The sequence below is a fragment of the Sinomonas atrocyanea genome (assembly GCF_030812675.1).
GTDB classification, from domain to species: Bacteria; Actinomycetota; Actinomycetes; order Actinomycetales; family Micrococcaceae; genus Sinomonas; species Sinomonas atrocyanea_B.
Genome location: NZ_JAUSTE010000007.1, coordinates 108,662 through 135,196 on the forward strand (window position 1 = coordinate 108,662; position 26,535 = coordinate 135,196).

26 protein-coding genes are annotated in these 26,535 nt (G+C 71.2%); 11 read left to right on the forward strand and 15 right to left on the reverse strand.

What is annotated here, in order from left to right; all coding sequences use genetic code 11:
- Positions 1-40 precede the first annotated feature (40 nt).
- From J2W20_RS11480 to J2W20_RS11495, 4 genes are all read left to right on the forward strand, one after another.
- Positions 41-571, forward strand: coding sequence for a MarR family winged helix-turn-helix transcriptional regulator (locus J2W20_RS11480; RefSeq protein WP_307006740.1), 531 nt, complete (start codon positions 41-43; stop codon positions 569-571).
- A 120-nt stretch (positions 572-691) separates the two neighbouring features.
- The gene (locus J2W20_RS11485) at positions 692-1,459 is read left to right on the forward strand and encodes a putative bifunctional diguanylate cyclase/phosphodiesterase (RefSeq protein ID WP_307006834.1); all 768 of its coding nucleotides are present in this window, start codon (positions 692-694) and stop codon (positions 1,457-1,459) included.
- Positions 1,460-1,562: 103 nt separating this feature from the next.
- A complete protein-coding gene (locus J2W20_RS11490) occupies positions 1,563-3,305 on the forward strand; it encodes a glycoside hydrolase family 13 protein (protein ID WP_307006741.1) in 1,743 nt (580 codons plus the stop codon).
- 257 nt (positions 3,306-3,562) lie between these two features.
- Positions 3,563-4,564 carry an alcohol dehydrogenase catalytic domain-containing protein gene (locus J2W20_RS11495; RefSeq protein WP_307006742.1) on the forward strand — a complete coding sequence of 334 codons (1,002 nt, stop codon included), beginning with the start codon at positions 3,563-3,565 and terminating at the stop codon, positions 4,562-4,564.
- Positions 4,565-4,586: 22 nt separating this feature from the next.
- On the opposite strand, the gene J2W20_RS11500 is transcribed toward J2W20_RS11495, so the two are convergent.
- The gene (locus J2W20_RS11500) at positions 4,587-5,132 is read right to left on the reverse strand and encodes a flavodoxin domain-containing protein (RefSeq protein ID WP_307006743.1); all 546 of its coding nucleotides are present in this window, start codon (positions 5,130-5,132) and stop codon (positions 4,587-4,589) included.
- A 203-nt stretch (positions 5,133-5,335) separates the two neighbouring features.
- Between J2W20_RS11500 and J2W20_RS11505 the strand changes: the two genes are divergently transcribed.
- Both J2W20_RS11505 and J2W20_RS11510 read left to right on the forward strand, forming a co-directional pair.
- Entirely contained in the window at positions 5,336-5,659 is a 324-nt protein-coding gene (locus J2W20_RS11505; RefSeq protein ID WP_307006744.1) for a YciI family protein, read from the forward strand.
- Entirely contained in the window at positions 5,656-6,954 is a 1,299-nt protein-coding gene (locus J2W20_RS11510) for an RNA polymerase sigma factor (RefSeq protein WP_307006745.1), read from the forward strand. Before J2W20_RS11505 ends, J2W20_RS11510 begins: the two co-directional genes overlap by 4 nt.
- Here J2W20_RS11510 and J2W20_RS11515 read toward each other — a convergent pair.
- Genes J2W20_RS11515 through J2W20_RS11565 form a run of 11 tightly spaced genes read right to left on the reverse strand, consistent with a single transcriptional unit; the run spans position 6,869 to position 17,514 of the window.
- On the reverse strand, positions 6,869-7,360 hold the full coding sequence (locus tag J2W20_RS11515; RefSeq protein WP_307006746.1) for a MaoC family dehydratase: 492 nt from the start codon (positions 7,358-7,360) through the stop codon (positions 6,869-6,871). The two genes, J2W20_RS11510 and J2W20_RS11515, sit on opposite strands and share 86 nt — an antisense overlap.
- Before the next feature lie 48 nt (positions 7,361-7,408).
- Complete coding sequence (locus J2W20_RS11520) at positions 7,409-8,191, reverse strand: SDR family NAD(P)-dependent oxidoreductase (protein ID WP_307006747.1); 783 nt, start codon at positions 8,189-8,191, stop codon at positions 7,409-7,411.
- The gene (locus tag J2W20_RS11525; RefSeq protein ID WP_307006748.1) at positions 8,191-9,462 is read right to left on the reverse strand and encodes an acyl-CoA dehydrogenase family protein; all 1,272 of its coding nucleotides are present in this window, start codon (positions 9,460-9,462) and stop codon (positions 8,191-8,193) included. The genes J2W20_RS11520 and J2W20_RS11525 overlap by 1 nt, the downstream gene beginning before the upstream one ends.
- Complete coding sequence (locus tag J2W20_RS11530; RefSeq protein ID WP_307006749.1) at positions 9,455-10,321, reverse strand: 3-hydroxyacyl-CoA dehydrogenase family protein; 867 nt, start codon at positions 10,319-10,321, stop codon at positions 9,455-9,457. The genes J2W20_RS11525 and J2W20_RS11530 overlap by 8 nt, the downstream gene beginning before the upstream one ends.
- Entirely contained in the window at positions 10,318-11,097 is a 780-nt protein-coding gene (locus J2W20_RS11535; protein ID WP_307006750.1) for an enoyl-CoA hydratase/isomerase family protein, read from the reverse strand. The genes J2W20_RS11530 and J2W20_RS11535 overlap by 4 nt, the downstream gene beginning before the upstream one ends.
- Positions 11,098-11,101: 4 nt before the next feature.
- A complete protein-coding gene (locus J2W20_RS11540; protein ID WP_307006835.1) occupies positions 11,102-12,316 on the reverse strand; it encodes an acyl-CoA dehydrogenase family protein in 1,215 nt (404 codons plus the stop codon).
- Between the two features lie 5 nt (positions 12,317-12,321).
- The gene (locus J2W20_RS11545; protein WP_307006751.1) at positions 12,322-13,989 is read right to left on the reverse strand and encodes an AMP-binding protein; all 1,668 of its coding nucleotides are present in this window, start codon (positions 13,987-13,989) and stop codon (positions 12,322-12,324) included.
- Positions 13,990-14,027: 38 nt separating this feature from the next.
- A complete protein-coding gene (locus J2W20_RS11550; RefSeq protein ID WP_307006752.1) occupies positions 14,028-14,774 on the reverse strand; it encodes an SDR family NAD(P)-dependent oxidoreductase in 747 nt (248 codons plus the stop codon).
- Between the two features lie 25 nt (positions 14,775-14,799).
- A complete protein-coding gene (locus tag J2W20_RS11555) occupies positions 14,800-15,945 on the reverse strand; it encodes an acyl-CoA dehydrogenase family protein (RefSeq protein ID WP_307006753.1) in 1,146 nt (381 codons plus the stop codon).
- Between the two features lie 57 nt (positions 15,946-16,002).
- A complete protein-coding gene (locus J2W20_RS11560; protein WP_307006754.1) occupies positions 16,003-16,845 on the reverse strand; it encodes an enoyl-CoA hydratase-related protein in 843 nt (280 codons plus the stop codon).
- Between the two features lie 12 nt (positions 16,846-16,857).
- Positions 16,858-17,514, reverse strand: a complete 657-nt coding sequence (locus tag J2W20_RS11565) for a TetR/AcrR family transcriptional regulator (RefSeq protein WP_307006755.1) — start codon at positions 17,512-17,514, stop codon at positions 16,858-16,860.
- Positions 17,515-17,808: 294 nt separating this feature from the next.
- On the opposite strand from J2W20_RS11565, the gene J2W20_RS11570 reads away from it, so the two are divergent.
- Complete coding sequence (locus J2W20_RS11570) at positions 17,809-19,260, forward strand: amino acid permease (RefSeq protein WP_307006757.1); 1,452 nt, start codon at positions 17,809-17,811, stop codon at positions 19,258-19,260.
- A gap of 72 nt (positions 19,261-19,332) precedes the next feature.
- On the opposite strand, the gene J2W20_RS11575 is transcribed toward J2W20_RS11570, so the two are convergent.
- Together J2W20_RS11575 and J2W20_RS11580 are read right to left on the reverse strand one after the other, a co-directional pair.
- Complete coding sequence (locus J2W20_RS11575) at positions 19,333-19,599, reverse strand: hypothetical protein (protein WP_307006758.1); 267 nt, start codon at positions 19,597-19,599, stop codon at positions 19,333-19,335.
- Positions 19,600-19,752: 153 nt separating this feature from the next.
- Positions 19,753-20,673: a LysR family transcriptional regulator gene (locus J2W20_RS11580; protein ID WP_307006760.1), complete on the reverse strand. Its 921-nt coding sequence runs from the start codon at positions 20,671-20,673 to the stop codon at positions 19,753-19,755.
- A 114-nt stretch (positions 20,674-20,787) separates the two neighbouring features.
- On the opposite strand from J2W20_RS11580, the gene J2W20_RS11585 reads away from it, so the two are divergent.
- The 3 genes from J2W20_RS11585 (at position 20,788) to tcuA (ending at position 25,044) form a co-directional block, all read left to right on the forward strand.
- The gene (locus tag J2W20_RS11585) at positions 20,788-21,984 is read left to right on the forward strand and encodes a PrpF domain-containing protein (protein WP_307006762.1); all 1,197 of its coding nucleotides are present in this window, start codon (positions 20,788-20,790) and stop codon (positions 21,982-21,984) included.
- A gap of 87 nt (positions 21,985-22,071) precedes the next feature.
- On the forward strand, positions 22,072-23,469 hold the full coding sequence (locus tag J2W20_RS11590; RefSeq protein ID WP_307006763.1) for an MFS transporter: 1,398 nt from the start codon (positions 22,072-22,074) through the stop codon (positions 23,467-23,469).
- A gap of 81 nt (positions 23,470-23,550) precedes the next feature.
- The gene (gene tcuA, locus J2W20_RS11595; protein WP_307006764.1) at positions 23,551-25,044 is read left to right on the forward strand and encodes an FAD-dependent tricarballylate dehydrogenase TcuA; all 1,494 of its coding nucleotides are present in this window, start codon (positions 23,551-23,553) and stop codon (positions 25,042-25,044) included.
- 205 nt (positions 25,045-25,249) lie between these two features.
- Here tcuA and J2W20_RS11600 read toward each other — a convergent pair whose 3' ends face one another.
- Positions 25,250-25,603 carry a DUF898 family protein gene (locus J2W20_RS11600; protein WP_307006765.1) on the reverse strand — a complete coding sequence of 118 codons (354 nt, stop codon included), beginning with the start codon at positions 25,601-25,603 and terminating at the stop codon, positions 25,250-25,252.
- 282 nt (positions 25,604-25,885) lie between these two features.
- Between J2W20_RS11600 and J2W20_RS11605 the strand changes: the two genes are divergently transcribed.
- On the forward strand, positions 25,886-26,527 hold the full coding sequence (locus tag J2W20_RS11605) for a biotin transporter BioY (RefSeq protein WP_307006766.1): 642 nt from the start codon (positions 25,886-25,888) through the stop codon (positions 26,525-26,527).
- Positions 26,528-26,535: the final 8 nt, after the last annotated feature.

Here is a 26,535-nt window from a genome sequence, read left to right on the forward strand (position 1 = left end):
GGGAAGACCGTTCCCGAGCCGGCGCAACCTTAGGAGCGCAATGCCTGATCAACGCGACGGGAGTCCCAGCGCCCTTGTCCCAGACGGGGCGGTGGGGGAGCCCCTCGAAGTCAGCGTCGACCCTGAGGAATTCACCCCGAGGCTCCTTGCGCTGCTGTCGAACGCGCTCGTCTGGCGGGAGTCCCGCGAGCTGCGTCAGCGGTTCTCCCTCGGAACGAACGAGTGGCGGGTTCTGTCCTCGCTCGCGTCCCGGCCGGGGATGTCTGCGACCGAGGTGAGCGAGTTCCTCGATATGAACAAGGCGGTCGTTTCGAAGAGCGTCAACGTCCTCGTCGAGCGCGGCCTCGTCGTCCTCTCCGACGGCCCGCGCGGCTCGCGTCCGCTCTATCTGACACAGGCTGGAGCTCGCATGCACGACGGGATGCTGCCGATATCGATGCGGGGCCAGGAGATCATCCTCGGGCAGCTCTCCGAGCGAGAGTCGAAGCAGTTCAACGCGCTCCTGCGCGGCATGCTGGTTCGGCTGAAAGAGGAAGGCCTGCGGGACGAGGAGGCCCTGGCCGCCGGGTAGTCCAAGGGCTGCAGGTTCCGAAGGCATCCTCAAGGCGGGCGGACGACGGCGGGTGGGCCCGGCGTCGTCCGCCCGGGTTTCACTTCGCGGGATAGTTCCATTCCCAGCCGCCAGCCTGTCCTGCACCACCAGCCGATCGTCTCCCTCGACGACGGGGCGATGGTCGGGGTCGAGGCGCTGGTGAGGTGGCGCAGGTCGGAGTCGGAGCTGGTCTACCCGGACCAGTTCATCCCGGTGGCGGAGGAGACCGGCATCATCGTCTTCCTCGGCCTCTGGGTGCTGCGCGAGGCGTGCCGCACGATGGTCCGCTGGCAGCGGGAGTTCCCCCGCGACCCCTCCCTCACGGTGGCCGTCAACGTCTCCGCCCGCCAGTTCGCCCAGCACGACTTCGTCGAGCAGGTCAGCCGGGTCCTCGCGGAGACCGGCATTCGCCCCGACACGCTCAAGCTCGAGATCACCGAGAGCGTGTCGATGATGGACACCGAGTACACGGTCGAGGTCCTCACCCAGCTCCAGCGCCTCGGCGTCTGCGTCAGCATCGACGACTTCGGAACCGGCTACTCCTCACTCGCGTACCTGCACAGCTTCCCGATGGACACCCTCAAGATCGACAGGTCCTTCGTCGCCCAGCTCGACCGCGGCGAGCAGGGCCGTCAGATCGTGGGGACCATCATGAACCTGGCCCGTGACCTGAAGATCCGGGTCATTGCCGAGGGGGCCGAGACGTCCGAGCATGTCGAGGAGCTGAAGACCCTGGGCTGCGACTTCGCGCAGGGCTACTACTTCTCCCGGCCCGTCGAGCCGGCCGTCATCTCCGGGCTGCTCGCGGCGGATCCCGAGTTGGCTGGGTCAGCCCGGGGATCCGAGTGCGACGCGCTGCCCGCCTGAGCGGAACCGCTGGATTGCGAGGCAGCCGCTTGGCAGCATAGGCGTCGAGCCCACGAGCAGGATCCCGTCAGCAACCAAGTGCGAACGCCGCCAAGGAGAAGCCATGACCGACCCCGGCCCCGCCAGCCCCCACGCCGATCCAGCCGCCGACCCCGAGTGGTTCCGCAGCGCCGTCGTCTACCAGATCTACCCGCGCAGCTTCGCGGACTCCGACGGGGACGGGGTGGGAGACCTCCGCGGCATCATCGGCCGGCTGGACTACCTCGAGCGCCTCGGGGTCGACGTCGTGTGGCTCTCGCCCGTCTACCGCTCCCCGCAGGACGACAACGGCTACGACATCAGCGACTACCGGGACATCGACCCGCTCTTCGGCTCCCTCGCCGACCTCGATGAGCTGATCGGGGGCCTGCACGCCCGCGGGATGAAGCTCGTCATGGACCTCGTGGTCAACCACACCTCCGACGAGCACCCCTGGTTCGCCGAGTCCCGCGCCTCGATGGACTCGCCCAAGCGCGACTGGTACTGGTGGCGACCCGCCCGGCCGGGCCCCGAGCCCGGCACCCCGGGCGCCGAGCCGAACAACTGGGCCTCCTTCTTCTCCGGCCCCGCCTGGCAGTTCGACGAGGCCACCGGCGAGTACTACCTCCACCTCTTCTCGAAGAAGCAGCCCGACCTGAACTGGGAGAACCCCGAGGTCCGCGAGGCCGTCTACGCGATGATGAACTGGTGGCTGGACCGCGGCGTGGACGGCTTCCGCATGGACGTCATCAACTTCATCTCCAAGGATCCCGCGCTCGCGGACAAGCCCCTCGCCGAGGGCGAGCTCTACAGCCACGACCGCAGCGGCTACGTCTGCGGCCCGCGCATCCACGAGTTCCTCCAGGAGATGCACCGGGAGGTCTTCGCGCACCGGGACGCCGGCCTGCTGACGGTCGGCGAGATGCCCAGCGTCACGGTCGAGGACGCGGTCCTCTTCACCGACCCTGCCCGCGCCGAGCTGGACATGGTCTTCCAGTTCGAGCACGTGAACCTGGACCATGGCAACGGCAGCAAGTGGCAGCCGGGCATGCTCCGCCTCACCGATCTCAAGACCTCGTTCAACCGGTGGCAGGAGGGCCTGGAGGAGCGGGGCTGGAACAGCCTCTACTGGGGCAACCACGACCAGCCGCGGATTGTCTCCCGCTTCGGCGACGACGGCGAGTACCGGGACCTCTCGGCGAAGATGCTCGCCGGCGTCCTGCACCTGCACCGCGGCACCCCGTACGTCTACCAGGGCGAGGAGCTCGGCATGACCAACATGGCCTTCCCCGGGATCGACGCGCACCGGGACATCGAGGTCCTCAACCACTACCGCGAGGCCACCGGCGCGCTCGGCCTCGACCCGGTCCAGGTCCTCGAGGCCATCGCCCCGCTCAACCGGGACAACGCCCGCACCCCCGTCCAGTGGGACGCGGGCCCCAACGCAGGCTTCACCACGGGCACGCCGTGGATCGCGGTCAACCCGAACGCCGCGGCGATCAACGCCGCCGACCAGGTGGACCGCGACGACTCCGTCTTCGCCTTCTACCGGCAGCTCATCCGGCTCCGCCACCAGCTGCCGGTCATCGCGGACGGCGACTTCACCATGCTCCTGCCCGACCACGAGGCGGTCTACGCCTTCACCCGCCGCCTCGACGGGACCGAGCTGCTCGTCCTCGGCAACTTCTCCGGAGAGCCCCAGCGGGTGGACGTGGGCGACCCGGCCTGGGCCGCTGCCGAGGTGCTGCTCGGCAACTACCCCGACGTCCCGGGGCTGGACCTGCGCCCGTGGGAGTTCACCTGCCGCCTCCGCACCCACGGCGGTTGAGCGGAGTCGAATCCTCCGTGGCGGAACGGTGCCGGAAGCACGACGCCGGTGACGCGCCCGCGCGGGTGCGTCCCCGGCGTCGTGCGCGGGTAAGGGGAGCGGGTTGCGCCCTTGGCGGGCCGGAGGAAATAATTTGTCTCGACTGTCTAGCAATACGCTTGTCGAGATGAATCTCTCGGCCTGCACCCAGTTGGCGCCAAGGCGCCGCTGCTAGCTTGTGCCGCGGTCAAGCAAGCCCTTCGACGAAAGGTGTCACCATGCGAGCCATCCAGATCCCCGCCGCCGGCGAGTCCCTCGAAGCAGTGGACCGCGACGTCCCCGAGGTCCCGCGAGGACACGTCCTCGTGCGCGTCTCGGCGTGCGGCGTCTGCCACAGCGACGTGATGGCGGGCGCCGGCATGGCCTCGTCCTATCCGCGGATCCCGGGCCACGAGGTGGCCGGCACCGTCGAGACCGTCGGCGAGGGCGTGGAGCAGTGGGAGCCCGGCCAGCGCGTGGGGGTGGGCTGGTTCGGCGGCGCGTGCTTCGTGTGCGACGCCTGCCGCGACGGCGACTTCATCTCCTGCCGCGTCGGCAAGGTCACCGGGCTGACCTCGGACGGCGGGTACGCCGAGTTCGTCGTCGCCCCCGCGGACGCGCTCGCGGCCGTCCCGGACGGGCTCAGCGACGCCGAGGCGGCCCCGCTCATGTGCGCCGGCGTCACCACGTTCAACGGGCTGCGCGAGAGCGGCGCCCGCCCCGGCGACGTCGTGGCGGTCCTGGGCCTCGGCGGCCTCGGCCACCTCGGCGTGCAGTTCGCGGCCCGCATGGGCTTCGAGACGGTCGCGATCGCCCGCGGGGCGGAGAAGGAGAAGTTCGCCCGCGAGCTCGGCGCGCACCACTACATCGACAGCACGGCGGACGACGTCGCGGGCTCGCTCGCGGCGCTCGGCGGCGCCACTGTGGTGCTCGCCACCGTGACGGACGCGGAGGCGATGACCGCCACGATCGGCGGCCTCGCCCCGCGCGGGAAGCTCGTGGTGCTCGGCGTCCCGCAGGAGCCGCTCTCCGTCCACGCCGGGGCGATCATCGGCGGCAGCCAGTCGCTGGCCGGGCACGCGTCCGGGTCGGCGAAGGACTCCGAGGACACCCTCAGGTTCGCGGCCCTGACCGGCGTGCGCCCGCTCATCGAGACGTACCCGCTCGAGAAGGCCGCGGACGGGTTCGAGCGCATGATGTCCGGCAAGGCCCGCTTCCGGGTGGTCCTGACCGTCGACTGACGCAGGGCAGGAGGCGGCGTCCCTACCGGGGCGCCGCCTCCAGCTCTGCCGCGAAGTCCTCGGCGAACCGCCGCACGCCGTCCCACTCGGTGTACACGTAGTCGCGCGAGAGGTCCGTGCCCAGATTCCCCGGCTTGCCCTCCACGATCCGCTTCATCATGTGCCGGCTGACGAAATTGAGGTGCTTGTACGGCAGCCCGCCGCCGAACAGGGCGATCCTCGTGGGGAGCCAGCCCGTCTCCTCCTCGAACTTCTCGACGTAGCCCTCCGCCTCCTGCGTGTCGCCGCTGGCGGAGGAGAGGCTCACGGAGAAGAACGCCGAGGGCAGCCCGGTCAGCGCGTGGCGGTTGCCGCGGACGTAGTCGACCACGTGCTTGTCGTGCTTGCCCACGTGGACCGATCCGCCCACGATCACGCCGTCGTAGTCGATGAGCGCGGGGTCGGCGCTCTCCTTGACGTCGCACGTGTCCACGTCGAGGCCCCTGCCGCGCAGGACCCCGGCGATGAAGTCCGCGATCTTCGCCGTCTGCCCTTCGTGCGTGCTGTAGGCGACCAGGACCTTGCTCATGCCGGCTCCTCCTCGGGCTGCGTTACCCCTCATCGTGCGCTGCCCGGCCCGCGGGCTGAAGTGCCCAAGGTCCCGCGGCGCCGCGTCCCCGTGCGGCGGCTTGAACCCGTCCAGCCTCCGGTGTCCGATAGGGGCAGGCCCGTTCGTTGCAGGGGTGAGCGGCCGCCCGCGCCGGGCGCCCCGAGCCACAGGAGATGATCCTCATGCAGTACTTGGTATCCGTCCTCAACGACACCAGCGACCTCGCCACCGACGAGGAGGCGGCCGCGATCGACGCCTTCAACGACCGGCTCCAGGCCGAGGGGCACTGGGTCTTCGCCGGCGGCCTCAGCGCGCCCGCCTCGGCCACGGTCATCGACAACCGAAACGGCGAGGCCGTGATGACCGACGGGCCGTTCGTGGAGACCAAGGAGTGGATCGTGGGCTTCTGGATCATGGAGGCCCCGGACCTGGACGCGGCGCTCAGGCTCGCCGCCGAGGGCTCCAAGGCCTGCAACCGCAGGATCGAGGTCCGGCCGTTCCTGTGAGCGCGGCCGGCGGACGCGACCCGGGGGAGGCGCTCGCCCGGGCCCATCGCGAGGAGTGGGCCCGGGTGGTCGCCTCGCTGGCCCGGCGCTTCGGCGACCTCGACCTCGCCGAGGACGCGGCCGCCGAGGCGTTCGCGACCGCCGTCGAACGCTGGAGGGCCGACGGCGTGCCGCCCAACCCCGGCGCGTGGCTGACGACCACCGCGAACCGCAAGGCGATCGACCGGATCCGCCGGGAGAACCGGCGCGGCGACAAGTACCGCGAGGCGCTCATGCTCCACGACGACAGCCCGCCCGAGCCGCTCGGCGCGGTGGGCGACGACAGGCTCCGGCTCGTCTTCACCTGCTGCCACCCGGCGCTGGCGATGGAGGCCCGGGTGGCGCTCACGCTGCGGCTGGTCGGCGGCCTGACGGTGCCCGAGATCGCCCGCGCGTTCCTCGTGCAGGAGGGCGCGATGGCGCGCCGCATCACGCGCGCGAAGACCAAGATCGCCGACGCGCGCATCCCGTACCGCGTGCCCTCCGCCGAAGACCTCCCGGCCCGCGTCTCCGGCGTGCTCGCGGTCCTGTTCCTCGTCTTCAACGAGGGCTACCTCGCGACCGGGCCCGACGCCGATCCCGTGCGCCCGGCGCTCTCTGCCGAGGCGATCCGGCTCGCCCGCCTCGTCCGGGAGCTCCTCCCGGACCACGGCGAGGCGGCCGGCCTGCTCGCGCTCATGCTCCTGACGGAGGCGCGCCGCCCCGCGCGGGTAGCGGCCGACGGCGCGCTGGTCCCCTTGGGCGAGCAGGACCGCTCCGCCTGGGATGCGGCGCTCATCGCCGAAGGGCACCGGCTGGTGCGGGAGCGACTGGCCTCGGGGGAGGCGCCGGGCCGGTACCAGCTCCTCGCGGCCGTCAACGCCGTGCACACCTCGGCCCGCACCGCGGCGGACACGGACTGGCGGCAGATCGTGGCCCTCTACGACCAGCTCGTCCGGCTCGACCCCTCCCCGGTGGTCGCGCTCAACCGGGCCGTGGCGGTCGCCGAACTGGACGGACCCCAGGTGGGGCTCGCGCTCCTCGGGCCGCTGGGGGAGGCCCTCGCCGGGTACCGGGCCTACCACGCTGCCCGCGCCGAGCTGCTGCGCCGTCTGGGCCGGGCTGCGGAGGCGCGCGCGGCGTACGAGTCGGCCCTCGAGCTCCCCGGCAACGCGGCGGAGACCGCCTATCTCACGCGGGCGGTGGAGCGGAGTCGCGACGGTGGTGGAGCGGCGTCGGAACCCCAGCCGGACGATCGCGGTCGCGCACCCACGTGACCACATGGCGGGCGACCGCCACGAGCTCGTCCTTCTGGTGCGCCTGCACGGTGGCGATGGCACGGCGGGACTCAGGGTCGTAGCTGTCCCATTCGTGGCGGAAGGAGAGGGTCTGCCCCGGGAACACCGGCCGGATGAAGCGGATGCGGTCGTAGCCGAGGGAGACGGGAGTGAGCCCTTCCGGACGTGCATCCTCGAGGGCACGGGCCGCGACGGCGGACATGAATCCGACGAGGAGCGCGCCGTGGATCTGCCGCGTGCCGAAGGGCGTGGCCCGCATGTACTCCTCATCGGTGTGGTTGCTCGCGAAGTCGCCGGTGATCCCGGCGAACAGCACGAGGTCCGTCTCGGTGACGGTCTTGCGGAAGACCGCCACGTGGTCTGGGTCGAACGGGGCCTGGTCCATGGGTCTCCTCCTGGTGGTGTCCTCGGGTGGTCAGCGCGCCGCCGGGCGCTACATGGTGAGGCCGCCCGAGACGGAGAGCACCTGGCCGGTGGTGAAGCCGGCATCCCGGGAGGCGAGGTAGGCGACGGCCGCCGCGACCTCCTCGGCCCGTGCGGCCCTGCCCTTGGGCACGGCCCTGACGGTCCCGGCCATGACCTTGCCGGTGAGGCCGTCGGCGGCGAGCATGCCCGCGAGGAGCCCGGTGTCGGTGGGCCCCGGGGAGACGACGTTGATGGTGACGTCCGTCCTGGCCGTCTCGCGGGCCACTGACCTGGCGAGGCCGTGGAGGCCCGCGCGCGCCGCCGACGACGCGGCGTCGCCGAGGGTGCCGGCCTTGCCGCTGTCCGAGCCCACCAGCACGATCCGGCCGAACCCGGCCTCGAGCATGACGGGCAGGACCGCGCGGACGAGGAGCATCGGGCCCACGAGCTCGGTGCGGACGATCTCCTCGAGGGCCGCCGGGTCCGTCGCCGTCAGGGGCGCCAGCGGGTGGCGGTGCCCGGCGGTGACCACGAGGGTGTCGATGCCTCCCAGGGCGGCGGCCGCGCTCCCGCCCGGCCCGACGACGTCGGCCACGGACGCCGGATCCGCCGCGTCGAGCGGCGCGGTCCCGGCCCAGGTGCCGGCCGGGAGCCGTGCGCCGAGGGCCGCCGCCCCGTCGTGGTCGCAGCGGTAGGTCCCGAAGATGCGGGCGCCCTCGCCCGCCAGCCGGGCGGCGACCGCGGCCCCGATGCCGCCCGTGCCCACGAGCAGGACCATCCGGTCCGCGAAGGCTGGCTCCTCGCACGGCATCAGAACGCCGACCTCCCCGTGACCTTCCGCCCGATGAGGAGCGACTGGATGAACTCGGTGCCCTCGTAGGTGTGGACCACCTCCATGTCCGTGAGGTGGCGGGCCACGTGGAAGTCGAGGAGGAGGCCGTTGCCGCCGAGGAGGTCACGGGCCTGCTGGGCGATGGTGCGGGCCTTGTTCGAGGTGTGCATCTTCGCGATCGAGGCCATGGTTCCGCTCCACGTCCCTGCCTCCTGGAGCTCGGCCATGCGGAAGCAGATCAGCTGCATCGCGGTGAGCTCGGAGAGCATCGAGGCCAGGGTGGACTGGACGAGCTGGTAGTTCGCGATGGGGTGCCCGAACTGCTCGCGGACCTCGGTGTAGGCCACGGCGGCCTCGAAGCAGGCGACCGCGTGGCCCAGGGCCTCCCAGCTCGCGCCGCCACGGGTGGTGGCGAGCACGCGGGACGTGTCGCGGAAGCTGTTCGCCCCGGGGAGCCGGTTTGCCTCGGGCACGCTCACGTTCTCGAAGGCGAGGTCCGCCTGGAAGATGGCGCGCTTGCCGATCTTGCCGTCGATGGTCCGGGCCGAGAACCCCGCGGGCAGGTTCTCGGGGTCGCGCGGGTCCTCGCGCTCGAGGACGAAGGCCTTGACCTCGCCGTCGGCCTCGTCGCGGGCCCAGACGACCGTCACGTGGGCCATCGAGCCGTTGCCGATCCAGCGCTTGGCTCCGTTGAGGATCCAGGAGTCGCCGTCGCGCCGGCCGGTGGTCTCGAGCTGCGCCGAGTCGGAGCCGTGGCGCGGCTCGGTGAGCGCGAACGCGCCGATCTTCTCGAGCCGGACCATGCCGGGGAGCCAGCGCTCCTTCTGCTCCTCGGAGCCAAGCAGGTTGATGGTGCCCATGGTCAGGTTGGCCTGGACGCCGAGGAACGTGTTCATCGACCCGTCGCCGCGGGCGAGCTCCACGGTGGCGAGTCCGGCGGCCAGCCGGGAGAGGCCTGCGGCGCCGTGCCCGTGGATCACCCCGCCCACGAGGCCGGTCGCGGCGAGGTCGGGCAGGAGCTCCCACGGGAACTCCGCGCGCTCCCAGTAGCCGTTGATCACGGGCAGCACCTTCGCGTCGACGAAGGCGCGCATGCGGGCCCGGGCGGCCGCGGCGTCGTCCGGCAGGTCCTCGGCGAGGAGGAGGTAGTCCGTGTCCCGCGGGACTGTGAGACGCTCGCGGAGCGCCGCGAGGTACTCGTCGGTCTCGGCGAAGCCGGTCCTGGGCCCGGCATCGAGCAGCTCATCCATACGTGTACCAGCCCTTCCCGGTCTTGCGGCCGAACTCGCCGGCCTCGTACTTGGCAGCCACGAGCGGATGGGGGAGATCCTTCTCGTCCCCGGTCTGCGCGTAGGCGGCTTGGCGGATCAGGTAGGTGACGTCGAGGCCCACGAGGTCCATGAGCTCGAAGGGGCCCATCGGGTAGCCGAGCGCGTCCTTCGCCGCCGTGTCGATGTCCTCGAGGGAGGCGACGCCGCCGGCGTACAGGGCGAGCGCCTCGTCCCGCACCGCGCCCATGAGCCGGTTCGCGACGAACCCGGGGATCTCGCGGTTGAGCAGCACCGGGGACTTGCCCATGGCCCGGGCCACCGCGGTGACGGCCGCGACGGTCTCGTCCGAGGTCTGCGGGTTCCGCACGATCTCCACGGCCTTCATGACGAGGGCCGGGTTGAAGAAGTGCAGGTTGCAGACCTTGTCGGGGCGTCCGGTCGCGTCGGCGACCGTCGAGGAGGCCAGCGTCGAGGAGTTGGTCGCGAGGACCGCGTGCGCCGGCGTGAGGGCGTCGAGCTCGGCGAAGATGGACCGCTTGACGTCGAGCCGCTCGGTCGCCGCCTCGATCACGAGGTCCGCGTCCGCGGCCGCACCGGCCAGATCGGTGCTGAACGTGAGCCGGTCCCACGCGTCCGCGGCGTCGGCCTCGGTGAGCCGGCCCTTCGCGACCCGCCCGTCGAGCCAGCGGCGCATGTCCGCCTCGGCGGCCGCGGCGGCGTCGGCGCTCACGTCCCGCACCGCCGTCGTGAATCCCGCGACGGCGGCGGCCATGCCGATCTGGCGGCCCATCGCCCCCGACCCGACCACGAGGATCTTCCGCACGTCCACCGCGGTCACCGCCCCACGAATTCCGGCCGGCGCTTGGCCAGGAACGCCGCGGCGCCCTCGGCCTTGTCCTCGGTCGTGTACAGCAGCGTCTGGGCGAGCCGCTCGAGCAGCAGGCCGGTCTTCTGGTCCGTCTCGGCGCCCTGGCGGATCACCAGCTTGCCGAGCCGGACCGCGAGCGGGCCCTTGGACAGGATCGTGGCGGCGGTCGCGGCGGCGGTCGCCGCGAGCTCCTCGCGGGGCACGACGGCGGTCACGAGCCCGTAGCGCTCGGCCTCGGCTGCCGTCAGTGCCCGGCTCGTGAGGATCATCTCGACGGCGCGGCCCGTTCCGACGAGCCGGGTGAGGCGTTGGGTCCCGCCGGCGCCCGGGAGGACGCCGAGGGTGGCCTCGGGCAGCCCCATCTTCGCGCCGTCGGCGGCGATGCGGATGTCGCAGCTCATGGCGAGCTCGAGGCCCCCGCCCATGGCGACGCCGTTGATCGCGGCGATGGTCGGCTTGGGGTACTCCTCGACGCGGTCGAAGAGCTTCTGCATCTGGGCGGCGAGCCCGTAGGCGAGGTCGTAGCCGGCGAGCTGGCCGATGTCGGCGCCGGCCACGAAGGCCTTCTCGCCGGCGCCGGTGAACACGACCGCGCTGACCGCGCCGTCGTCCTCCCACGCGTCCAGGACGGCTCCGATCTCGGAGAGCACGGTCTTCGAGAGGGCGTTGCGCACCTCGGGCCGGTTGACCGTGATGGTGCCGACGGCGCCGTCGAGCGAGGCGGTGACGGTCTCCAGGGTTTCCACGGGCCTACCTCCCCGCTGCCTGGAAGGCGCCGAGGCCGGTGAGCGCGCGGCCGAGGATGAGCTGGTGGACCTCGTCGGTGCCCTCGTAGGTGCGCACCGACTCGAGGTTGTTGGCGTGCCGCAGCGGCGAGTAGTCGAGGGTGATGCCGTTGCCGCCGAGCATCTCGCGCGCGTCGCGGGCGATCCGGATGGCCTCGCGGCAGTTGTTGAGCTTGCCCACCGAGATCATGGTGGGGGAGAGGGTCCCGGCGTCCTTCGCGCGGCCGATCTGCAGCGCGAGCAGGTAGCCCTTGGTGATCTCCACGGCCATGTCCGCGAGCTTGGCCTGGGTCAGCTGGAAGGCGGCGAGCGGCTGGCCGAACTGGGTGCGCTCGGAGCTGTACCGCAGCACCTCCTCGAAGCTGTCCCGGGCGGCGCCCATGACGCCCCAGATGATCCCGTAGCGGGCCTCGTTGAGGCACGAGAAGGGGCCCTTGAGCCCGATCGCGGTGTCGGCCGGGAGGATCGCGTCCGCGGGGAGGCGCACGTCCTCGAGCGTGATGTCGCACTGCACGGACGCGCGCATCGAGAGCTTGGGCTCGATCGCGGTGGCCGTGAACCCCGGGGTGCCGGTGGGGACCACGAACCCGCGCACGCCGCGGGCGTCGCCGTGCTCGCCCGTCTGCGCCCAGATGATGGCGACGTCGGCGATCGTGGCGAGCCCGATCCACCGCTTGGCGCCGTTGAGCACCCAGTCCCCGCCGGGCTGCTGGACCGCCGTGGTGCGCATCGAGGCCGGGTCCGAGCCCGCCGTGGGCTCCGTGAGCCCGAAGCAGCCCACGGCGCGGCCGGCCGCCAGCTCGGGCAGCCAGCGCTGCTTCTGCTCCTCGGAGCCGTGCTTGTGGATCGCGGACATGGCGAGCGAGCCCTGGACCGAGACGAACGTGCGCAGCCCCGAGTCGCCGGCCTCGAGCTCGGAGGCGGCGAGGCCGTACATCACCGCGGAGCGCCCCGCGCAGCCGTAGCCGGTGAGGTGCATGCCGAGGAGGCCGAGCCTGGCGAGCTCGGGGATGATCTCCCGGGGGAAGACCGCCTGCTCGTACCAGCCGGCGATGTTGGGGCGGATGTGCTCGTCGACGAGCCCCCGGACCGCGAGGGCGAGGTCCTTCTCCTCGGTGCTGAGCTGGCCGTCGAGGCCGGTGAGGTCGGCGGGGCCGAACACGGAACTGAGGGTGGTCATGGTGGTCACGCCGTGGCCTCCTGGCTGAACTCCTCCGACAGCTCCTGCCGGATCTTGTACTTCTGGATCTTGCCGCTCGGGGTCCGGGGCAGCTCGGGGACGACCTTGAGGATTTCGGGCCAGTACGGCTTGGCGAGCCCCTTGGCCTCGAGGAAGGCCCTGAGGTCCTCGAGCGTGAACGGGTCGGAGTCGTTGAGCTGGACGACGGCGCCGCCGATCTCCTGGAGGCGCGGGTGCGGGACGGCGACGAGCGCCACGGCGGCGACGCGCGGGTGCTCGTAGAGGACGTTCTCCACGTAGGCGACGGGGACGTTCTCGCCGCCGCGCATGATGATGTCCTTGGTGCGCCCGGCGAGCCGGACGTACGAGTCCTCGTCCTGGGTGCCCAGGTCGCCGGTGTCGAACCACTCGCCGTCGAACTCGCTGAGCGTGGCGTCGAGCTGCTCGAGGTAGCCGCGGAAGAGGAAGGAGCCGCGGATCTGGATGCGGCCCTCGGTACCCGTGGGCACGGGCTCGCCGGCGTAGTCGACGAGGCGCAGCTCCATGCCGGGGAGCACGCGCCCGTCGGAGTCGAGGACCTTCTCGACCGGGTCTTCCGGGCTGCCCATGGTGACGAGGCAGCACTCGGTCTGGCCCCATCCGCCGAAGACGTTCAGGCCAGGAAGCTTCTCCTTGGCGGCGTGCACCACGGCGCGGGGGATCGGCGCTCCCATGCAGCAGAACCGGGCGAGGCTCGAGACGTCGTGGTCGGCGAGGTTGGGCGCGGTGAGGATGTCCTGGAGGAACGGCGTGGCGCCGGAGGTGTGCTGGATGCCGTGCTCCTCGACGAGCTCGACGAACTCCGCGGGCTGCCAGACCTCCTGGAAGACCCCCGTGGCGCCGAGCATGATCGGGAGCGCGACGCCGAACAGGTAGCCGGTGAGGTGGCCGAAGGTGGAGGCCATGTGGATCACCGAGGTGCTGTCCATCCCGAGCCGGTCCGGCCAGGGCAGGGCGCCGGAGAGCACGGTGTTGTGGCTGTGCATGGCGCCCTTGGGCCGACCGGTGGTCCCGGAGGTGAACATGACCAGCGCCAGGTCGTCCGGGTCGGGCCGGCGGCCGGCGGCCTCCGCGGCGGTGAGGCCGCGGGCCCTGCCGCGCTCGGCCAGGTCGGCCCAGGACAGGAAGCCGTCCGCGGCCGGCGCCGCGGGGCCCGTTCCGAGGACGACGGCGTGGCGCAGCTGGGGCAGCGAGCCGCGCAGCCGCCCGATCATCGCCACGTAGTCGAAGTTCCGGAACGTGTCCGGGATGAAGATGACCTTGGCGCGGGCCTTGCTCGCCATGTACTCGATCTCGCGGTCCCGGTAGATGGGGATGAGGGCGTTGGTCACCGCACCGACGCGCTCTGCGGCGAGGTGGGCGACGATCCACTCGTGCCGGTTGGGCAGCTGGATCGAGACCGTGTCCCCGGCCTCGACACCCAGGGAGATCAGGCCCGCGGCGATGGCCTCGACCTCGGCCGCCATCTCCCGGTACGTGGTGGGGCCGGCGGCGTCGATCGAGGCGATCTTGTCCGGGTCTGCCGCGACGGCGTCGTCGAAGTAGTCGAGGAGGAGACGGTTCTTCCAGTACCCCTTGGCGCGGAAGTCGGCCGCACCCTGTGGCAGCGGAAGCATCTCGAAGGGCGAGCTCATGGTGGTGTCCGTTCGGCTAGTGGAGGCGGGGATGCGGCTCAGGCCATCGTGAGTCCACCGGAGACCGAGAGGGTCTGGCCGGTGATGTACGCCGCCTCGTCCGAGGCGAGGAAGGCGACGGCGTTGGCGAGGTCTTCGGGCTGGGCCAGGCGGCGCAGCGGGATGGCCTTCTCCAGCGCCGAGCGCAGCTTGGGATTGTCGGCGCTGATTCCCGCGAAGAGGGGGGTGTCCGCGGGGCCCGGGGAGACGCAGTTCACGGTGAACCCCTGGCGCGCGGTCTCGCGGGCGAGGGTCTTGCTGAAGGAGATGATGCCGCCCTTCGCCGCGGAGTAGACGGCTTCTCCCGAGGACCCGACCCGGCCGGCGTCGGAGGCGATGTTCACGATCGTGGCGCGCTCCTGGTCCGCGACCGCGCGCAGGAAGGCCTGGCTGCAGTGCAGGGTGCCGTACAGGTTGATGGCGACGACGCGGTCCCAGTCCGCGACGTCGCTGTCCACGAACGGGCCGACCTTGTCCCAGCCGGCGTTGTTGACCAGCACATCGATCCGGCCGAACTCGGCGTGGACGGCACGGACCATCTCGTCCACCGACTCGCGGGAGGTGACGTCGGTCCGCACGCCGATGGACTGGTTCCCGAGAGCGGCGGCGGTCTCCTTCGCCGCGGGCTCGTTGAGGTCGCTGACCACCACGGTCGCGCCCTCGGCGGCGAGCTTGGTGGCGATGCCCTTGCCGATGCCGGAGGCTCCGCCGGTGACGATGGCGATCTTGTTCTCGAGCTTTCCCATGATTCTCCTTCGAAGAGGGGGCAGGTCAGGGCGCGTAGGCGCGGCCTGCGATGTTCCTGGCGATGATCATCTTCATGATCTGGGCGGTTCCGTCGCCGATCTGCAGGCCGAGGACGTCCCGGAGTCGCTGCTCGATCGGCTTGTCCGTCCGGTAGCCGAACTGGCCGTGGAGGAGGAGGCACGCGTTGATGACGTCGTAGGCCGTCTTGGGCGCCCACCACTTGCACATGGCCGCCTGGGCGGTGTGGGGCAGCCCGTTGTCCTTGAGCCAGAGCGTCTGGTGGCACAGGAGCCGGGCGGCGGCCAGGAGGGTCTCGTTCTCGGCGAGCGGGAAGGCGACCCCCTGGAAGGTGCTCAGCGGCCGGTCGAAGGCGGCCCGGCCCTTGACGTACTCCCAGGTCTCCTCGAGCGTGACGGCCGCGGTGCCGATGCACTGCAGCCCGATGAGTGCCCGGGAGAAGTCGAAGCCCTGCATGACCTGGGTGAAGCCCTGGCCCTCGGCGCCGAGCAGGTGCTCGTCGGGGATCCACGCATCCGTGTAGTGCGCGTACCCCCGGGTCACGGCCTTCGTGCCCATGTCGTCGACGGCCTCGAGCTCCACGCCGTCGGCGGCCAGGTCGGTGACGAAGGCGCTGATGCCCCGGCCGCGGCCCTGCTCGGGGTTCGTCTTCGCGAAGACCACCGCGGCGTCCGCCTGGAGGGCGAAGGACATCGACTTCGTCCCGTTGAGCACCCAGCCGCCGCGTTCCCGCCGGGCGGTGAGGGAGGGGCTGCCGGCATCGGAGCCCGCGTTGGGCTCCGAGAGCCCGATCGCCACGATCCCCTCGCCGCTTGTGATCCGCGGGACCCAGTGCGCCGCGACCTGGGGCGCGGCATTGGCTGCGAGGATCTGGCCCACGAGGGAGCCGACCACCTGGACGTAGGCGACGTTGAAGTCGCCGCGGGCGATCTCCTCCGTGATGAGGCCCGAGGTGAGGCGCTGCTCGCCGCGTCCGCCCAGCTCCTCCGGCAGCTCGGGGGCGATGAGGCCCCGGGCGCCCATCTCGCGGCGCACCTCCGGCTCGATGCGGCGCTCGGTTTCGCGCTGCCGGTACCCGGGGGCGAGCTGCCCGGCGACCTCGCGGGCTTCCTTGATGTACTGCTGCTGGGATTCCGTGACCGTGAAGTCCATGGATCGCTGCTCTTCTCTCGACGCTGAGGTGGGGCGGAAGCGGTGGGGGGCTGGCTGCTAGTGGTACTGGACCTTGCTGGCGAAGTCGGGCGTGCGCTTCTCGGCGAAGGCGGCGGCGCCCTCGGCGCCCTCGGGCGAGGCGACGAACAGGTCGAGGGCGGACATCGCGAGGTTGCTCAGCCCGGCCTGGTGGTCGGTGTCGGCGTTGAAGGACTGCTTGAGGAAGCGGAGCGCCGTGGGGCTCTTCGCGGCGATCTCGTCGGCCCAGGCCATCGCCTCGTCCATGAGCCGTTCCGGCTCGACCACCGCATTGGCGAGGCCCCAGCGTTCGGCGGTGGCGGCGTCGTACTGGCGGCACAGGTACCAGATCTCGCGGGCGCGCTTCTCCCCGACGACGCGGGCGAGGTACGCCGAGCCGAACCCGGCGTCGAACGATCCGACGCGCGGGCCGGCCTGTCCGAACCGGGCCGTCGAGGAGGCGATCGTCAGGTCGCACAGGACGTGCAGCACGTGGCCGCCTCCCACCGCGATGCCGTTGACGGCGGCGATGACGGGCTTCGGGATGTCGCGGATGAGCTTGTGGAGGTTCCCGATCTCGAACATCCCGGACTCGGTGGGCCCGTAGTCGCCGGTCTCGGCGCGCTGCTTGACGTCGCCGCCCGTGCAGAACGCCTTCTCTCCGGTGCCGGTGAGGATCACGGCCTGGACGCCGTGGTCGGCCCACGCGAGGCGGAAGGCCTTGATGAGCTCCTCGACCGTCTTGCCGCGGAAGGCGTTGTAGCGCTCGGGCCGGTTGATGGTGATGATCGCGGCGGCGTTGCGGCGTTCGTAGAGGATGTCGTCGAAGGCGGGAACCGCGGGGGCGGTCGTGCTGCTGGGGGCGGTGGTCTGGCCGGTCATGGAAATGTCCTTTCAGGCGAGGGGGCCGAGGAGGTCGGAGTAGGCGGCCCGGTGTTCGGGCCGGACCACGGAGGAGAGGGCGAGGGCCGTGTGCTCGGCCACGTACTGCTCGTGGGTCATGAAGCGGCTGAAGTACCAGTGCTTGAGCGCCCAGAGGTGGGCGGTCGTCAGGAGGCCGTAGGCCAGGACTCTCGGGTCGACGTCGCCGAGCAGCCCCGCGTCGATGGCCTCGCGGGCGGCGGCGATGAGCGGTTCGGCGCTCTCGACCTCCAGGGCCTTGATCCTCTCGCGGCCCTCGGGCTCGAGCGTCTTGGACTCCTGGTAGGCGAGAACGGCCGCGTCCCGCAGCTCCTGCACCACGGAGCAGTAGCCGGCGAACGCCGCGGCGAGGCGGCGGACCGGGTCGGCCTCCTCCTGGACGGGCTCGGCGACGCGGAGGCTGAACTCGTTCAGCACATCCTCGATGACGGCCTGCACGAGCTCCTGCTTGTTGCCGAAGTAGCGGTAGATGAGCCCGACGCTCACGCCGGCCTCGTCCGCGACGTTCTGCATCGACACCGAGTGGGATCCGCCGCGGCCCAGGAGCCGGGCCGCGGCATTGAGCAGCTGCCTCCGCCGGGTGTCGACGAGGGCGGTGCGGGCCGCCACCGCGGCATCGCTGGTCTGCACAGGAGTCCTCCGTGTGAATTGCCGTTCAGAGTGAATGAAGATTCATTCACTCTCCTCAGTATGGTGATGCACGCCACACGAGTCAAGGGGTTCACACGCCCGCTGAGCAACCCGTCGGCAAACCCGACCGATAGCGTTCGGAAAAAGTTGCTTTACCTGATGGGATGGATCTCCGGATACTGTTCGGGGTCGATGTGGCCGGCGTCACGTTGGATGGGGAAGCCGCCGCCCGCGCAGGCCGTGTAGTTCGTGAGGGTCCGATCCGCGGGCCCGGAGCACAGGTGGGAGTTCTCGATGAGTGGGCACAATCCTCAATCAGTGTGGCGCCGCAAGCCGCTGGAGGAGATGGAAGACGAGACCGGCAAGAGCGGGCTGTTCAGGAGCCTGGGGCTCTGGCAGCTCACGGCGATCGGCGTGGGCGGGATCATCGGCGTCGGCATCTTCTCCCTCGCCGGGCTCGTGGCGCACGGCGACGCCGACAACCCCGGGGTGGGCCCGGCCGTGCTGATCTCGTTCCTCGTGGCGGGCCTGGCCTCGGCCGCGGCGGCGCTCTCCTACGCGGAGTTCGCCGGCATGATCCCGCGCGCGGGGTCGGCCTACACGTACGGCTACGTGGCGCTGGGGGAGATCACCGGCTGGTTCATCGGCTGGGACCTGCTGCTCGAGTACATCGCCATCGTGGCGGTCGTGGCCATCGGCATCTCGGGCTACCTGGACGCGTTCCTGGGCGGCTTCGGCGTCCACCTGTCGGCGTGGATGGCCTCGACCGTGGATGAGGGCAAGGGCGGCATCATCAACCTGCCGGCCATCCTCATCTGCCTGCTCGTGACGCTGATCCTCAGCCGCGGGACCAAGGCATTCGGCCGCTTCGAGCTCGCAGTCGTGGCCGTCAAGGTGGTCCTGATCCTGTTCATCGTGGGCCTGGGCATCTTCTACATCAACACCAACAACTACACCCCGTTCATGCCCAGCGGCTTCGGCCCGGTGATGAGCGGCGCCGCCACGGTCTTCTTCGCCGTGTTCGGCTACGACGCGATGAGCACCGCCGCGGAGGAGGCCACCGAGGGCAAGAAGCACATGCCCAAGGCGATCGTCCTGTCCCTCATCATCGCGATGCTCCTCTACGTCGCCGCGACCCTCGTGCTGACCGGCATGCAGAACTACAAGGACATCGACCCCAAGGCCGGCTTCGCCTCCGCGTTCGCCGGGGTGGGCCTGCCGGTGATCGCGAGCATCATCTCCGTCTTCGCGGTGCTCTCCATCCTCACCGTCATGCTGACCTTCCTCCTCGGCGTGACCCGGGTCTGGTTCTCGATGAGCCGCGACGGCCTCCTTCCGAAGTGGTTCTCGAAAGTGGACCGCGGCGGCACCCCGCAGCGCGTTACCTGGATCGCGGGCCTCGGCTCGGCGTTCCTGGCCGGCGTCTTCCCGATCCGCGCCGTGGCCGACCTGACCAACATCGGCATCCTCGCCGCCTTCGTGGTGGTGTGCGTCTCCGTGATCGTGTTCCGGCGCACCAAGCCCCACGCCCCGCGCACCTTCCGCCTGCCGTGGATGCCGGTGGTGCCCGCCTTCGGCGTCCTGGCCTCGCTGTTCCTCATCTGCCAGCTGCACTGGGAGACGTGGCTGCGCTTCGTGGTCTGGCTCGCGATCGGGCTGGTCATCTACTTCACCTACGGGCGCAAGCACTCGCTCATGAACCCGGACAGCCCGCGGCACCAGGCCGAGGCGAGCCTGCGCGGCTGAGGTTCCCTCCCGGGGAGGCGGGCGGACGACGGCGGGTGCGCACCCGCCGTCGTCCGCGCGCCTTTCGCGGTGCTACTTGCGCATCTTGCGGGGCTCCATCATCCCGGCGGCGAGGATCGCGGCCGCGAGCTGCGGTGCGTCCTCCCTGCGGAAGTGGATGGCGCGGCTCGTCTCGCACATGCAGGCGTGGTCGGGGTCGATCTGGAGGACCGGGTAATCGCCGACGGTCGGCCACACGACGAGCTTGTCGCCCATGCCCTCGGCATCGACGTAGGAGAGGACGGGCACCACCGGGTTCTTGGCGTGCTTGGACTTGGACTTGACCTTGGACTTGGCCATGGGACTTCCTTTCACTGGCGGCTGCTGCCGCTACGCGGAACGCGCTCCGCGTAGGTCCCATCGATTGCGCAGGGGCCTTCCCAGAGGTGAAGAGCAAGTTGATGCCATACGAGGATGGTGGCACAGGCCTCCGACATTCCTCGGCCGCCACCCTCAGCCCTGCGCGGCCTTCCACGCGCGCCCGGCCTCCATGAGGATCTGGCCCATGGCCGCCCCGGCCGGGGAGAGCCGCTCGCCGCGCCGGCGGGCGAGGACGATCCGGCGCGTCGGCGGGCGGGGCGTAACGGCGCTGATCACCGCGATGTCCTCGCGCAGGCTGTAGAGGGAGAGCTGGGGGACGAGGGCGATGCCCATCCCGACGGCCACCATGGCCTGGGCCTCCTGGTAGCTGCGCGCCTCGAAGGAGACGACCGGGGCGAAGCCGGCGGCCTCGCACGCCTCCTCGAGCACGGCCAGGACGTTGGGGGAGGTGCGGATGATCCACGGCTCGTGCCGGAGGTCCTCCATCTGCACAGTGCGCCGCTGCGCGAGCTCGTGGCCCGCCGGCACGAGCAGCACGTTGGGCTCGCGGAAGATCAGCTCGGTGCTCGTCCCGGCGGTGTCCGAGGTGTCCTGCACCTCCCGCATCCACGTGATCGCGAGGTCGATCTCGCGCGCCTCGAGCAGGTGCCCGATCCCGGAGCGCTGGGCGCTGTGGATCCGCAGGTCCACGCGGGGGTGGCGCTCGCGGAAGGCGGCGATGGCCGCGGGCAGGAACGACTCGGTGACCGTGGGGATCGTGCCCAGGCGCAGAGTCCCGGTGCGCAGGCCGGCGATCTCCTCGAGCTCCTCGTGCGCGGCCTGCACAGCGCGCTCGATCTGCTCCGCGTGGCGCACCACGGCGCGCCCGGACTCGGTCAGCGTCACCCCACGGGGCCGGCGCTCCACGAGCGGCTGGCCCGCCTCGTCCTCGAGCTGGCCGATCTGCTGCGAGACCGCCGAGACCGTGTAGTTGAGCCGCCCCGCCGCAGCCGTGAGCGACCCGGCCCGCGCGACCTCGACCAGCACCAGCATCCGCCGGATGTCCATCGCCATGGCCTCATCCTACAGCAGCACTTAAAGAGCCTTCAGAAACTTTAGCTGGTGCGGATCCAGCGCCGGTCCCACGATGAAGAGAGGAACAGCCCAAGAGCCTGAAGGAGTACACCGGTGGAGGAACTGAACGGGACCGTCGAGGTCGCGGCGGCATGGGTGCGCGGCGGGACCAGCAAGTGCTGGATCTTCGCCGCCGAGGCCGTCGACGCCGCGCCCCTGGCCCTGGAGACGCTGCTGGAGAACGCGCTCGGCGCAGGCGACGCGCGGCAGATCGACGGCGTGGGCGGCGCGACCTCCACCACGTCGAAGATCGCGGTCGTCGCCCGCTCGGAGCACGCCGAGGCGGACGTGGACTACCTCTTCGGCCAGGTCGGCATCGCCGACCGGGTGGTGGAGTGGGGCAGCAACTGCGGCAACTGTGCCACCGCCGTGGGGCTCTACGCGGTCCAGGAGGGCCTCGTTCCCCTCGACGCCGAGCAGACCACTGTCCGGCTCCGCAACGTCAACACCGGCGCCATCCTGAGCACCTCCGTCCCCACCCCCGGCGGCCGCGCCCCCGAGCGCGGCGACGCGCACGTGCCCGGCGTCGCCTCCGGCGGGATCCCCGTGGACCTCACCTTCGAGGGCCCGTTCACCCGGGACCGTGCGTTCCCCACCGGCCGCGCGTCCGAGGCCGTCCAGGCGGGCGGCCGCACCGGCGAGGCCACGATCGTCAGCGCCGGCGCTCCCGCCCTCCTCCTCGACGCCGCGGGCCTGGGCCTCACCGGCGCCGAGGGGATCGCGGAGCTCGCCGAGCGTGTCCCGATGCTCACCCCGTTCCGCGCGGAGGGCGCTGTGCTCCACGGCATCATCGCCCCCGGGGAGCCGGCGCCGAACGCGGTGCCGAAGACCGGTGTGGTGGGCCCCGCCCGCGACTACGTCGCCTCCGACGGGACGGCCGTGGCGGCGGGGGAGTACGACGTCTCCGTGCGGATGCTCTCCATGCACGCCCCGCACCCGGCGATCGGCCTCACCTCCGCCGTCGCGGTGGCCGTCGCCGCCGCGACCCCGGGGACCGTGGTCGCCCGCTATCTGCCGGCGGGCTCCCGCACGGTGCGGATCGGCACGGCGTCCGGCGTCGTCGAGGCCTCGTGGACCACCGCGCCGGACGGGACGGTCGAGGCCGTCTCGCTCCACCGCGCCGCCCGCCGCCTCGCGACGGCAGTGCTGCACGTGCCGACCGCCGGCGCCCTCGCCGCCGCCGGCCGAGAAGCCCCAGCGGAAGGAGCCCAGCACCGCCCCGCCGCGGCGCCCCTGGCCGTCCCGGCCTGACCCGCCTTCCCGACCAGCACCACCTCTGGCGCAGCCCATCCCGGGCTGCTTCCATCGAACTGAACGCTTCTATCAAGGAGGATAGAGTTGCTCACCGCATCTTCGGCGGCCGCCCGCGTGGACCGCCTCCCCATCACCCGAGCGCACAAGATCGCGCTCGTCACCCTGGCCTTCGTGTTCCTCTTCGAGTTCGGAGACCTGAACACCTTCGCCTACGTGGCCCCGGCCCTCGTCAAGCACCTCGCGTTCTCCGTCCAGGACGTCGCGACCGTCACCTCGGCGGCGTTCCTCGGCATGGCCATCGGCGCGATCTTCGGCGGCCGCATCTCGGACCTGATCGGCCGCAAGCGAGCGCTGCTCTTCTCGACGCTGATGTTCTCGACCTTCTCGCTCGTCAACGCGGCCGGGATCAACGTCCCCACGTTCTTCCTGTTCCGCTTCCTCACCGGCGTGGGCCTCTCCGCCATGGTCGTGGCCGCCACCACCTACATCTCCGAGGTGATGCCGGGGGCGCGCCGCGGCCGCATGCAGGCCGCCGTCATGGCCGTGGGCCTGGCCGGCATCCCGGCCATGTCTTTCTCCGCCCGCGCCATCGTCCCGCTCGGCCACGACACGTGGCGCTGGGTGTTCGTGCTCGGCAGCCTGGCCCTGTTCGCGGTCCCCGCGCTCCTCGTCCTCCCGGAGAGCCCGCGCTGGCTCGTGCACCGCAACCGGCTCGACGCCGCCGAGGCCTCGCTCGCCCGGCTCGAGGCCGGCGCCGGGCAGCTCCCGCCGCTCGCCCCCGTCCCGGAGCGCACGACGACGGCCGGTACCGCGGGTGCCACCAGCTACCGCGCGCTGTTCACCGGCAAGACGGGCCGGACCACGCTCTTCCTCGCCGTCGTGTGGATCTTCCAGACCCTGGGCTTCTACGGGTTCGTGGCCTGGGTGCCCACGCTGCTGGCCCAGCACGGCTTCAGCGTGGCCGAGTCGCTCGGGTTCTCCGCGCTGACCACCATCGGCGCCGTCCCCGGGGCCCTGCTGGCGTGGCCCGTGACGGACAGGTTCGGGCGGAAGCTGCCGATCGTCGTCGTCAGCCTCGCCACGGCGGCGAGCGGCCTCGCCTACGGGCTGACCTTCAACCCCGTGGCGATCGTGGTGTTCGGCTTCTGCGTGAACCTGCTCATCCAGACCTTCGCGACCCTGCTCTACACGTACAGCCCCGAGCTGTTCCCCACCGCCCTCCGCAACGCCGGCCACGGGCTCGTCTACGGCACCGGGCGCCTGGCGAACATCTTCGGGCCGATGATCGTCGCCGCGATCTTCTCCTCCTTCGGCTACCAGGCGGTGTTCGTCTACATCGCCGCGTGCTGGCTCATCGTCGCGGTGGCCGTGGCCGTCTTCGGCCCGCGCACCGGACGGCGGGCGCTCGAGGAGGTCTCCGAGGAGGGCGTGGGCCGCCCTAGCTCCGCGGCCGCCGTCCGCACGGAGTCCTCGCCCGCCTAGGGTCCCCACCCCGACCCCGCAGTCCCGCTGCCGCCACCTCATAACGGGCAGCACCACCCACGGAAAGAACGGAACATCCCTGTGACTGAGTCGAACCTGCCCCGCACCCAGGCCAAGGCGGCGGACGTGATCGTGGTCGGGGGCGGCAACGCCGCCTTCACCGCGGCCCACGCCGCCGCCGTGCGGGGCCGCAAGGTCCTCCTGCTCGAGAAGGCGCCCCGCGAGCTCTTCGGCGGCAACAGCTACTACACCGCCGGCGCCACCCGGATCGCCCACGCGGGCCTGCCGGACCTGGTGGACTTCATCGAGCCGGATGAGCGGCACACAGTCACCGAGGTGCCCCCGTACAGCGCCGCCGACTACGCCGCGGACATGGAGAAGGTCACCGACGGGCGCAACGACCCGGCCCTGACCGAGGTGCTCGCCGCCGAGGCCGCGCCCGGCCTGCGCTGGCTGCACTCCCTGGGGCTCAAGTACCGGCTCATGTACGAGCGGCAGGCCTACGAGCGCGCCGACGGCAGCTACCTGTTCTGGGGCGGGCTGCACGTGGGCAACGTGGGCGGCGGCGAGGGCCTCATGCAGGACCACCTCGCGGTCGCGCAGCGGCTCGGCACCGAGGTCCGGTTCGGGCAGGACGTGGTGGGGCTCGTGAGCGAGGGCGGGGCCGTGGTGGGGGTGACCGTCCGCGAGGCCGACGGCACCGAGGTGGAGCTGCGCGCCGACTCGGTGGTCCTCGGGGCCGGCGGCTTCGAGGCCAGCCGCGAGCTGCGGGCCGAGCACCTCGGCCCCGGCTGGGAGAACGCCAAGGTGCGCGGCACCCCGTTCAACACCGGCCAGATGCTCACCGCCGCCCTCGCGCTCGGCGCGGGCCGGGCGGGGGACTGGTCCACGTGCCACTCCACCCAGTGGGACGCCTTCACGCCCGGCAACGAGTCCAACCGCGAGCTGACCAACCGGCTCACGCGCCAGAGCTACCCGCTGGGCATCATCGTCAACGCCCGCGGGGAGCGGTTCGTGGACGAGGGGGAGGACTTCCGCAACTACACGTACGCCAAGCTCGGGCGGGCGGTGCTCGAGCAGCCGGGCTCCGTGGCGTACCAGATCTTCGACGCGGCCCTGCGGCCCATGCTGCGCTCCGAGGAGTACGACATGCCGGGCGTCTCCGTCGAGACCGCTCCCACGCTCGAGGCGCTCGCGGAGCAGATCGGGGTGGACCCGGAGGCGCTGGCCAAGACGGTCAACGACTACAACACCGCGATCGACCTCTCCGTCCCGTTCGACCCCAACGTCAAGGACGGCCGCCGGGCCCGGACCACCCCGGTCAAGAGCAACTGGGCCATACCGCTCACTGAGGGCCCGTTCTACGCCTACCCGGTCACGTGCGGCATTACGTTCACGTTCGGCGGGCTGAAGTCGGACACCGACGGACGGGTCCTGGACGCCGCGGGCGAGCCGATTCCTGGGCTGTACGCGTGCGGCGAGATGCTCGGCGGCCTGTTCGCCGGCAACTACCCGGGCGGGTCCGGCCTCGCGGCCGGGGTGGTGTTCGGCCGGCGGGCGGGCGCGCTCGCCTGACGGTGGTTGCGGTGGTTGAGCGGAGTCGAAACCCCGGGGTTGAGCGAAGCCGAAACCACGGCAACGGTGGTTGAGCGGAGTCGAAACCCCGGGGTTGAGCGAAGCCGAAACCACGGCAACGGTGGTTGAGCGGAGTCGAAACCAGGCGGACGACGGCGGGTGCGCACCCGCCGTCGTCCGCCTGCCTCTGTTGGTGGTGCGAGACTCAGGCCGCGTAGACGGTGTTCTCGACCTTCCACCGGGTGATCCGCGGAAAGACCCAGAAGCTGTAGATACCCAGAGTGACCACGATCAGGAAGAACCACTTGATCCAGAGTCCGAATAGGCCGACGCCGGTTCCCTTGAAGTAGAGCCGGCGACCCATGAGGATGGTGTGCTTTGCACGCCAGCGCTCCAAGAGCACCAACGCGTACGGATAGCAGATTCCGATCGTGCACACCGTGACGAGGGTTGCGAGGATCTGGGTTCCGAGGTAACCGGCGGCGCTGCCGTCGAATTCCATGATCTTGACCTGAGGAGTCGCCGGACCTCCGGCATTGATGGTGATGTTCTGGGTCATTCGTGAGTCTTTCTGATGATGGCTGCTTCTGAAGGATCTTGCGGGAGCGAAGTTGATTTTACATGTCTAACAGATGTGCAATTTCGCCTTCGGTGACGCGCCGGAGGCCGCGGTGGTACCGGAGGAGAGGAGCGCGGCGCACGTCGGCGCCGTGCGCCGTGTCACGTTGTAGCCTTCGTCCCAACGATCGGCAGTGGCCGTGGTGGGTTCCCTACAAAACGGTCGCTTGCGCTGCTTCATAGCCTTTTTCCAGGACCCTTTCCCGGACCTTCTGGAGGAATCATGAGCAACCCGACGACGCCCGCCCCCGCGCCGCACCGCCCGGCCGAGTCCGGCCCCCGCAAGCCGCGCCGGATGTGGGACTCGCAGTCGCTGGCCCTCGTCTCCGTGTTCGCCGCGCTCATCGCGGCCTCGGCGATCGTCCCGGGCATCCCGGTGGGCGGCCTCGGGGTGCCGATCACGCTGCAGACCTTCGCGATCATGCTCACCGGCCTGGTCCTCGGCGGGGCGCGCGGCGCCGCCGCAGTGGGCCTCTACCTCGTGGTGGCGTTCGCCGGGCTGCCGATATTCTCCGGCGGCCGGGCGGGGCTGCAGGTCATGGCCGGCGGGTCCGCCGGGTACATCGTGGGCTTCGTCCTCGCCGCCTTCCTCGTGGGCGTCGCCGCCGAGCAGGTCATCCGCCGCGCCTCGGCCAAGCGCCGGGCGGTCTGGTTCTTCCTCGCCGCGGCCGTGGTCACCGTGGTCGCCTCGCACCTGCCCGGCGTGCTCGGCATGATGCTCAACCTCAAGCTCTCCTGGCAGGCGGCCTTCGCCGCCGACCTCGTCTTCTACCCGGGCGACCTCCTCAAGGACGCCGTCGCGGCCGTCGCCGCGGTGGCCGTGCACCGGGCGTTCCCGGACGTGCTCGTCCGCCGCGTGAAGTGAGGCGCCCG

What these genes read in the sequence shown, in the direction of transcription:
- J2W20_RS11520 (WP_307006747.1), bottom strand. Translation starts at nt 8,191, where the DNA reads ATGCCGTGCGAGGAGCCAGCCTTCGCGGACCGGATGGTCCTGCTCGTG.
- J2W20_RS11555 (WP_307006753.1), bottom strand. Translation starts at nt 15,945, where the DNA reads ATGGACTTCACGGTCACGGAATCCCAGCAGCAGTACATCAAGGAAGCC.
- J2W20_RS11580 (WP_307006760.1), bottom strand. Translation starts at nt 20,673, where the DNA reads ATGGCGATGGACATCCGGCGGATGCTGGTGCTGGTCGAGGTCGCGCGG.
- J2W20_RS11570 (WP_307006757.1), top strand. Translation starts at nt 17,809, where the DNA reads ATGAGTGGGCACAATCCTCAATCAGTGTGGCGCCGCAAGCCGCTGGAG.
- J2W20_RS11575 (WP_307006758.1), bottom strand. Translation starts at nt 19,599, where the DNA reads ATGGCCAAGTCCAAGGTCAAGTCCAAGTCCAAGCACGCCAAGAACCCG.
- J2W20_RS11490 (WP_307006741.1), top strand. Translation starts at nt 1,563, where the DNA reads ATGACCGACCCCGGCCCCGCCAGCCCCCACGCCGATCCAGCCGCCGAC.
- J2W20_RS11540 (WP_307006835.1), bottom strand. Translation starts at nt 12,316, where the DNA reads ATGACCACCCTCAGTTCCGTGTTCGGCCCCGCCGACCTCACCGGCCTC.
- J2W20_RS11515 (WP_307006746.1), bottom strand. Translation starts at nt 7,360, where the DNA reads ATGGACCAGGCCCCGTTCGACCCAGACCACGTGGCGGTCTTCCGCAAG.
- J2W20_RS11505 (WP_307006744.1), top strand. Translation starts at nt 5,336, where the DNA reads ATGCAGTACTTGGTATCCGTCCTCAACGACACCAGCGACCTCGCCACC.
- J2W20_RS11480 (WP_307006740.1), top strand. Translation starts at nt 41, where the DNA reads ATGCCTGATCAACGCGACGGGAGTCCCAGCGCCCTTGTCCCAGACGGG.
- J2W20_RS11545 (WP_307006751.1), bottom strand. Translation starts at nt 13,989, where the DNA reads ATGAGCTCGCCCTTCGAGATGCTTCCGCTGCCACAGGGTGCGGCCGAC.
- J2W20_RS11495 (WP_307006742.1), top strand. Translation starts at nt 3,563, where the DNA reads ATGCGAGCCATCCAGATCCCCGCCGCCGGCGAGTCCCTCGAAGCAGTG.
- J2W20_RS11560 (WP_307006754.1), bottom strand. Translation starts at nt 16,845, where the DNA reads ATGACCGGCCAGACCACCGCCCCCAGCAGCACGACCGCCCCCGCGGTT.
- J2W20_RS11550 (WP_307006752.1), bottom strand. Translation starts at nt 14,774, where the DNA reads ATGGGAAAGCTCGAGAACAAGATCGCCATCGTCACCGGCGGAGCCTCC.
- J2W20_RS11605 (WP_307006766.1), top strand. Translation starts at nt 25,886, where the DNA reads ATGAGCAACCCGACGACGCCCGCCCCCGCGCCGCACCGCCCGGCCGAG.
- J2W20_RS11500 (WP_307006743.1), bottom strand. Translation starts at nt 5,132, where the DNA reads ATGAGCAAGGTCCTGGTCGCCTACAGCACGCACGAAGGGCAGACGGCG.
- J2W20_RS11600 (WP_307006765.1), bottom strand. Translation starts at nt 25,603, where the DNA reads ATGACCCAGAACATCACCATCAATGCCGGAGGTCCGGCGACTCCTCAG.
- J2W20_RS11525 (WP_307006748.1), bottom strand. Translation starts at nt 9,462, where the DNA reads ATGGATGAGCTGCTCGATGCCGGGCCCAGGACCGGCTTCGCCGAGACC.